This window comes from Streptomyces sp. CA189, from assembly GCF_056428985.1.
The window spans coordinates 210,300-216,718 of record NZ_JBWJVM010000007.1; the positions used below are offsets into that span (position 1 = coordinate 210,300).

Annotated in this window: 6 protein-coding genes and 1 pseudogene; 6 read left to right on the top strand and 1 reads right to left on the bottom strand. The window is 70.7% G+C overall.

Annotated features, from left to right (window positions below):
* Window positions 1-82: 82 nt before the first annotated feature.
* Complete coding sequence (locus AC061S_RS08835; RefSeq protein WP_243330988.1) at window positions 83-745, bottom strand: response regulator; 663 nt, start codon at window positions 743-745, stop codon at window positions 83-85.
* 325 nt (window positions 746-1,070) lie between these two features.
* Between AC061S_RS08835 and pdhA the strand changes: the two genes are divergently transcribed.
* The 6 genes and pseudogenes from pdhA to AC061S_RS08865 form a co-directional block, all read left to right on the top strand.
* Complete coding sequence (gene pdhA / locus AC061S_RS08840; RefSeq protein WP_478685274.1) at window positions 1,071-2,276, top strand: pyruvate dehydrogenase (acetyl-transferring) E1 component subunit alpha; 1,206 nt, start codon at window positions 1,071-1,073, stop codon at window positions 2,274-2,276.
* Between the two features lie 5 nt (window positions 2,277-2,281).
* Window positions 2,282-3,262 (top strand): alpha-ketoacid dehydrogenase subunit beta, encoded by a 981-nt coding sequence (locus tag AC061S_RS08845; RefSeq protein ID WP_385367012.1) that lies wholly within the window; start codon window positions 2,282-2,284, stop codon window positions 3,260-3,262.
* Between the two features lie 13 nt (window positions 3,263-3,275).
* On the top strand, window positions 3,276-4,700 hold the full coding sequence (locus AC061S_RS08850; protein WP_478685275.1) for a dihydrolipoamide acetyltransferase family protein: 1,425 nt from the start codon (window positions 3,276-3,278) through the stop codon (window positions 4,698-4,700).
* Between the two features lie 117 nt (window positions 4,701-4,817).
* The gene (locus AC061S_RS08855) at window positions 4,818-5,759 is read left to right on the top strand and encodes a GNAT family N-acetyltransferase (protein WP_478685276.1); all 942 of its coding nucleotides are present in this window, start codon (window positions 4,818-4,820) and stop codon (window positions 5,757-5,759) included.
* A 71-nt stretch (window positions 5,760-5,830) separates the two neighbouring features.
* Window positions 5,831-6,232, top strand: a complete 402-nt coding sequence (locus AC061S_RS08860) for an SseB family protein (RefSeq protein WP_478685277.1) — start codon at window positions 5,831-5,833, stop codon at window positions 6,230-6,232.
* A pseudogene (locus tag AC061S_RS08865) lies at window positions 6,232-6,419 on the top strand (hypothetical protein); the annotation flags it as partial. The gene AC061S_RS08860 and the pseudogene AC061S_RS08865, both read left to right, overlap by 1 nt.

A 6,419-nucleotide genomic window follows, 5' to 3' on the forward strand; every position in this document is an offset into this window, starting at 1 on the left:
GACGTTGGTCCCGAATTAAACAGTGCGCCCCGTGGAATTGTGCGACCACGGGGCATAACGCTGTGTAGCGAAGGCGGGGCGGCTAGCGCCCCTTCTCGGCCTGCAGGCGGGCCACGTAAGCGGCGGCCTGGGAGCGGCGCTCCATGCCCAGCTTGGACAGGAGGCTGGAGACGTAGTTCTTGATCGTCTTCTCGGCCAGGTGCAGCCGCTCGCCGATCACGCGGTTCGTCAGGCCCTCGCCGATCAGGTCGAGGATCTTGCGCTCCTGGTCGGTGAGGTTGGAGAGCCGGTCGTCGCCCTTGCCGTTCTTGCCGTCGCGCAGCCGCTCCAGCACCCGGGCCGTGGCGACGGGGTCCAGCAGGGACTTGCCGGCCGCCACGTCACGCACCGCGTTGAGCAGCTCGTTTCCGCGGATCGCCTTGAGCACGTAGCCCGAGGCGCCGGCCATGATCGCGTCGAACAGCGCTTCGTCGTCGGCGAACGAGGTGAGCATCAGGCACTTGATGTCCTCGTTCTGGGAGCGCACCTCGCGGCACACCTCCACCCCGCTGCCGTCGGGCAGCCGGACGTCCAGAACGGCCACGTCGGGGCGGGTGGCGGGGATCCGGACCAGCGCGTCGGCGGCCGTACCGGCCTCACCCACGACCTCGATGTCCGATTCCATCGACAACAGCTCGTGAACACCCCTACGCACCACTTCGTGGTCGTCCAGGAGGAATACCTTGATTTTTCCGTTTTCGCGCACGAACTCAGTTTCACACACTCACCCCTTCCCTGCCGGAGTCGCGCGGGATAACGTGCCGTTGTTCCGGCCCCCTGCAAGGCTGTGACCAGTGGTTGTTCCCGGTTCCGCCGATTTACTTGGAAATCCAAGCAAAATCGCAGGTCAAACGGGGTTTCGCAGTTATGCGACGCACTGGGTAACGTGCATTGCGCAGGGCACGCGCCGGGGCACCTGTCACGCCTGAATCCCAGACCCGAAGCGCACCCACCCCGTGCGCGGGCAGAGATCCAGGTGAGCCGCACTGGTCCCCGGAGAACCCGGGTGCCGGACCGACGGAGGAGCAATCGTGACCGTGGAGAGCACTGCCGCGCGCAAGCCGCGCCGCAGCGGCACCAAGCGGCCGGCCGGCGCGGCAAGCGCCGCCAAGCCCGCCGCTGCCACCGCGAAGACGCATGACGCCGAGCCCCAGCTCGTACAGCTGCTGACGCCCGAGGGGGTGCGCGTCGACGTCGCGGAAAATCCCGACGTCGCGGAATTCGCGCCCTTCGTCGCCGACATCACCACCGATGACCTGCGCGGTCTCTACCGCGACATGGTCATGACCCGCCGCTTCGACGGCGAGGCGACCGCCCTCCAGCGCCAGGGAGAGCTGGGCCTGTGGGCCTCGCTGCTCGGCCAGGAGGCCGCTCAGATCGGCTCCGGCCGGGCCCTGCGCGACGACGACTACGTCTTCCCGACCTACCGCGAACACGGTGTGGCCTGGTGCCGCGGGGTCGACCCGACCAACCTCCTCGGCATGTTCCGCGGGGTGAACCACGGTGGCTGGGACCCGACCACGAACAACTTCCACCTGTACACGATCGTCATCGGCTCCCAGACGCTGCACGCGACCGGGTACGCGATGGGCGTGGCCAAGGACGGCGCCGACTCGGCCGTCATCGCCTACTTCGGCGACGGCGCGTCCAGCCAGGGCGACGTGGCGGAGGCCTTCACCTTCGCGGCGGTCTACAACTCGCCCGTGGTGTTCTTCTGCCAGAACAACCAGTGGGCCATCTCCGAGCCCACCGAGCGCCAGATGCGCGTGCCGCTCTACCAGCGCGCGCAGGGCTTCGGCTTCCCGGGCGTCCGGGTGGACGGCAACGACGTACTGGCCTGCCTCGCGGTGACCCGCTGGGCGCTGGAGCGGGCCCGCCGGGGAGAGGGGCCCACCCTGGTGGAGGCCTTCACGTACCGGATGGGTGCGCACACCACCTCCGACGACCCGACGAAGTACCGGCGCGACGAGGAGACGGCGGCCTGGGAGGCCAAGGACCCGATCCTGCGCCTGAAGGCCCACCTGCTGGCCACCGGAGGCGCCGACGAGGCGTACTTCGAGCAGCTGGAGGTGGAGAGCGAGGCACTCGGCAAGCGGGTGCGCGAGGTCGTGCGCTCGATGCCCGACCCCGACACGATGGCGATCTTCGAGAACGTCTACGCGGACGGGCACGCGCTCGTCGACGAGGAGCGCGCGCAGTTCGCCGCCTACCTCGCGTCCTTCGAAGGCGGGGAGTGACCGTCATGGCCGTACAGAAGCTCACCATCGCCAAGGCGCTCAACGACTCCCTGCGCAAGGCCCTGGAAGAGGACCCCAAGGTCCTGATCATGGGTGAGGACGTCGGCAAGCTCGGCGGCGTCTTCCGCATCACCGACGGACTCCAGAAGGACTTCGGCGAGGAGCGGGTCATCGACACCCCGCTCGCCGAGTCCGGCATCGTCGGCACCGCGATCGGCCTGGCCCTGCGCGGGTACCGGCCGGTCGTGGAGATCCAGTTCGACGGGTTCGTCTTCCCGGCGTACGACCAGATCGTCACGCAGCTCGCCAAGATGCACGCGCGCTCGCTCGGCACGATCAAGATGCCCGTCGTCATCCGCATCCCGTACGCGGGCGGCATCGGCGCGGTCGAGCACCACTCGGAGTCCCCGGAGACGCTGTTCGCGCACGTCCCCGGCCTGAAGGTGGTCTCCCCGTCCAACGCGAGCGACGCCTACTGGATGCTCCAGCAGGCCATCCTCAGCGACGACCCGGTGATTTTCTTCGAGCCGAAGCGCCGCTACTGGGACAAGGGCGAGGTCGACGTCGAGGCCATCCCCGACGCGCTGCACGGCTCGCGGGTGGCCCGTACGGGCACCGACATCACCCTGGCGGCCTACGGGCCCATGGTGAAGGTCTGCCTGGAGGCCGCCGCGGCCGCCGCCGAGGAGGGCAAGTCGGTGGAGGTCGTGGACCTGCGCTCGATGTCCCCGGTCGACTTCGACGGGATCCAGGCGTCGGTGGAGAAGACCCGCCGGCTCGTGGTGGTCCACGAGGCGCCGGTCTTCCTCGGTGTGGGTTCGGAGATCGCCGCTCGCATCACGGAGCGGTGCTTCTACCACCTGGAGGCGCCCGTGCTGCGCGTGGGCGGCTACCACGCCCCGTACCCGCCGGCCCGCCTGGAGGACGAGTACCTGCCGGGCCTGGACAGGGTGCTCGACGCAGTCGACCGCTCGCTGGCGTACTGAGGAGAGCCCTGCGATGACGATCCGCGAATTCAAGATGCCCGATGTGGGCGAGGGCCTCACCGAGGCCGAGATCCTCAAGTGGTACGTCCAGCCCGGTGACACCGTCACCGACGGCCAGGTCGTCTGTGAGGTGGAGACGGCGAAGGCGGCCGTCGAGCTGCCGATCCCCTTCGACGGGGTCGTGCACGCGCTCCTCTTCGAGGAGGGCGTCACGGTCGACGTCGGCCAGGTCATCATCTCGGTGCAGACGGGCCCGGCCGACGAGGCTCCGGCAGCGGCTCCGGCCGTCGAGGCACCCGCCGCGGCGGCGGAGCCCGAGGCCCCGGCGGCCCGCCAGCCCGTCCTGGTCGGCTACGGAGTCTCCACCGCCTCTACGAAGCGCCGCCCGCGCAAGGCTGCGCCGCAGCCCGCGGTCGCCGCGCAGAGCGGCACGGGCGTCGCCCACGCCGCGGCGGCTCCGGCCGCCCCCGTGGCGGTCCCCGCCCAGGGCGGCGCGGGCAAGGCGCTGGCGAAGCCGCCGGTGCGCAAGCTCGCCAAGGACCTCGGCATCGACCTGGCGGCGGTGGTCCCCACCGGCGACGGCGGGGTCGTGACCCGCGAGGACGTGCACGCGGCGGCCGCGGCGGCGATCACCCCGCAGACCGTGGCTCCGGCTCCGGCCGCCGTCACGGCTCCGGCTCCGGCGCAGGCTCCCGTACAGGCCCCGGCCGAGGTGCCCGTGGCCGGGTCCGCGACCGCCCGGGAGACCCGTATCCCGGTCAAGGGCGTCCGCAAGGTCACCGCCCAGGCCATGGTCGGCTCCGCCTTCACCGCGCCGCACGTCACCGAGTTCATCACCTTCGACGTGACCCGCACGATGAAGCTGGTCCAGGAGCTCAAGGAGGACCCGGACCTCGCCGGTCTGCGGATCAACCCGCTGCTCCTGATCGCCAAGGCCGTCCTCGTGGCGATCCGCCGCAACCCGGACGTCAACGCGTCCTGGGACGAGGCGGCCCAGGAGATCGTGCTCAAGCACTACGTCAACCTGGGCATCGCGGCGGCCACCCCCCGCGGGCTGATCGTCCCGAACATCAAGGACGCCCACGCCAAGACGCTCGGCGAGCTGTCGCAGGCCCTGTCCGGGCTGGTCGCCACGGCCCGCGAGGGCAAGACCTCCCCGGCCGACATGCAGAACGGCACCATCACCATCACCAACGTGGGCGTCTTCGGCGTCGACACCGGTACGCCCATCCTGAACCCCGGCGAGTCCGCGATCCTCGCGGTCGGCGCGATCAAGCTCCAGCCGTGGGTCCACAAGGGCAAGGTCAAGGCCCGCCAGGTCACCACGCTGGCGCTGTCCTTCGACCACCGCCTCATCGACGGCGAACTCGGCTCCCGCTTCCTCGCGGACATCGCCGCCGTCCTGGAGCACCCCCGCCGTCTGATCACCTGGTCCTGACGGCCCTGCGGACCGGCCTCCGGGTATTCCACCCGGAGGCCGGAATTCCGTACCAAACTGCCTCTGACGTGCAGAAACTCCTTGGAGAACGTCTCCGTCCGGTGTGATCATCGGCCCATGCACTTCCGCGCTGCCACCGCAGACCCCACCGACCTGGACCGCGCCCTCGCCTACCCGGCCGACGGCCCCGTCCCCGCCCTCACCCCCGAGAAGATCCGAGAAGAGCTCGCCGCGGGCCAGATGCGCCCCGAGTGGACCTGGCTCGCCGAGGACGAGAGCGGTGAGGTCCTGGCCCGCGCCCTGTGGTGGGGCCGCGCCGACAGCGAGCGGCCGATCGCGCTCGACTGCCTCCAGGTACGGAGCTCCGTGCCGGACCCGGCCGCCGTCGCCGCCGGGCTGCTCGCCGCCGGGCACGAGGCCTTCGGCAAGCTCCCCGACTACAACATCTCGCTCCCGCGCGACTGGCGCACCTCCCCCGACGGCCTGGCCGACGCGGTCGCCTGGCGCCAGAAGGCGGCCGCCTCCTCCGGCCTGGTCCGCGAGATCGAGCGGCTCCGCTTCGAATGGACCCCGGCCGCCGGCACCGCCGGGCCCACCGGCCGGCTGGTCTTCCGCGAAGGCACCGACGAGGAGTTCCTCGATGCCTTCGTCCGCCTCTCGTCCGGCAGCCTGGACCTGCACACCCAGAACGAGCTCCGCACGATCGACGCCGAGGAACTGGCGCGCGACGACATCGAGTTCTACACCGACTGCCCGGGCGAGCGCTCCTGGTGGCGCCTGGCCCACCTGCCGGACGGCACGCTCGCCGGAATGGCGATCCCCTCCGCGACCCCGTACCACCGCAACGTCGGCTACCTCGGCGTGGTCCCCGAACAGCGCGGACAGGGCCTGATCGACGAGATCCTCGCCGAGATCACCCGCTTCCACGCCTCCGAGGGAGCCGACCGCATCACCGCCACCACGGACACCGTGAACGCCCCGATGGCCGCCGCCTTCACCCGCGCCGGGTACGAGGTCACGGAGATCCGCCTGGTCCTGGAGGCGGCCCAGGGGGCCTGAACGGAACCGCCGGGCCCCCCGGTAGCGTTGTCTCCTGCAAACGCCGACCGGCGCTGGAGGGGATACGGCCCATGCAACTGACCGAAGAAATCGCCGCGATACGGGGCGGGCTGGGCGATCCGGACCGTCTGGTGGGGGAGTTCCGCCGGGCTGCCCTGCTGGTTCCGCTCGCTGATGGTCCCGACGGCGGTCTGATGTCGGCGGTTTCGGGTGGCATCCGGTGGATCTACGCGTTCACGGACGAGGAGGCGCTGGCCCGGTTCGCCGCGGCGCGCGGGGAGTCCGGCCGGGAGTGGGAGTTCCTCTCGGTGCTGGGTGCGCGGCTGGCGGACGCTTTGATTCCGATGGCCGATGGTCCGGCGGGTGTGGTCGTGAACGTGGCGGACGGGGACGGGTCGATGTTCTTCCCGCCGGTGGCGGGGATCGTCCCGGATGCGAATGCCGTGGACCTGGTGGCCGGGGAGGCTGCCTGATGGCGGGTGGCGGAGATCTTGAGGTTTCGCCGGCGGCGGTCAAGAACATTCAGGACGGTCTGCGGGCGGCGATCGGGGAGTTGCGGGAGTCGGGGGACGCGGCCGGTGCGTCGATGGGTGCGGGCTTCGAGAACCTGGCGATGACGGGCATGGAGGCCGGGCACGCCGGGCTCGCCACCGACTTCGA